1 protein-coding gene is annotated in these 1,541 nt (G+C 66.8%); it reads left to right on the forward strand.

What is annotated here, in order from left to right:
* Positions 1 to 889 precede the first annotated feature (889 nt).
* Complete coding sequence (locus ABZ281_RS48955) at positions 890 to 1,516, forward strand: hypothetical protein (RefSeq protein ID WP_356665275.1); 627 nt, start codon at positions 890 to 892, stop codon at positions 1,514 to 1,516.
* Positions 1,517 to 1,541 lie beyond the last annotated feature (25 nt).

Here is a 1,541-nt window from a genome sequence, read left to right on the forward strand (position 1 = left end):
GGCCGAGGAGCCGGCCCGCGGGGCGGGCCGGAGGCCGGCGGGTGGTTCGGCCTCGAATGCGGTTTCGCTTTCGTGTGGTTGGGGTTAAAAATGGCTGGCTAGGTGCGAGGGGGTTCCCTCGTGGTCCTGGCGGGCCTTTTCTGTGGTTTCTCGACGGGTTTTCAGGTTGTCCCGGTGGTGTTTCTCTGCGGGCGGTCCCGATTTCCTGTGCTGCCACATAATTCTAGGGGTTCGGGCCCCTGAATTCAAGTTGTGCCACGGGAATTGACGGGGTGTTCGCTCCCCTGTGCCCGGGGGCCGCTCCGGCGGGGCCGGGGTGCCTCTGTGTGGGCTGTAGCAGCAGCCTACAGGGGTCATGGCGGGTGAGGGAAGGGGTTCGGGCGTTCTGGCTTTCACGGGGTCGCGTGCGGCTTTCTGGGACGCATGCGGGGTGGCGTTAGATTCGGGGGCCGATATTTGGCGAGGCGTTAGATCCGGTGACCCCGGGGTGTTAGATCCAGGGGCGTCCCAATCGGTGCGCGCGGGTGGGGTGTTAGATTCGCGGGTTGAGTCGGGGCGGGTTTCCGGGGGTGGCGTTAGATTCGCGTTGCGGACCCGTGGGGGTGTGAGATCCGGGGTTGCGCGGGGGTGGGGTCGGGTGGCGTGGATGGCCCCGGCGGGGTCGGGGTGAGTCGGTGGCGGGGTCCGGGTGGCGCGGGTGCGGTCGGTCGTGGGGGTGGGTGGCGGGGGTGAGGTTCCTAGTTGGTGGTGGGTTTGGTTGAGCGTGTGGGGGTGATCCCGTTCCGATGTTGCCTATTCATGGTTCGGTGTGTATTGTAGTTATCACGAGGTCGGGGGAACGAAGAACCGGCCGAGAAACTACCTACTGACCCTGTTGGAGGGGATCTTCATGTCCGGTACCCAGACGTTCACCACCCCGGCCGGTAACACCTACTCGTACGCCGTCGAGACGGGCGAGAACGGCGAGGCGGTCTACGACCTGTCCCGCGTCCTCCAGGACGGGGTGTTCCCCATCGGCACGATCGTGGTCCACCCGAACTGGGAGCTGTTCCCGAAGACCGAGGGTCTGCTGAACGTCCAGTTCGGCAAGGGCAGCGCCACCGACCGCCACGAGCGGACCGACGCCCCGAAGCTGGGCGACATGGAGCTGCCGTACGTGGTCGGCAGCCACCTGGTCAACCCGGCCGACCTGACCGCCGAGACCGACAACGGAGCCGCGCCGCTGCTCAAGTTCCGCAAGCGGATGCTGGGAGCGGCCTTCGAGACCAGCGCCCCGGCCGAGAACGCCAGCCCGGAAACCTTCGAGAAGGTCCGCGACCTCGTCACCGGCCTGATCACCACCTACCAGACCGACAAGGCCACCCCCGCCCGCCAGGCCACCTACACCAAGTTCCTCAACAACCAGCGCGCCGAAGCCGTCCAGGCCGAGATCACCAAGCTCGACGGCAAGGCCGAAGCCCTCGCCTTCATCCGCGCCCAGATGGTCGAGAAGCTGAACGGCTACAAGACCGCCTAACCCCCCAACCCCCACGGGGCGGCCC

It is taken from the genome of Streptomyces sp. NPDC006265 (assembly GCF_040613555.1).
In the GTDB taxonomy this organism is placed as follows: domain Bacteria; phylum Actinomycetota; class Actinomycetes; order Streptomycetales; family Streptomycetaceae; genus Streptomyces.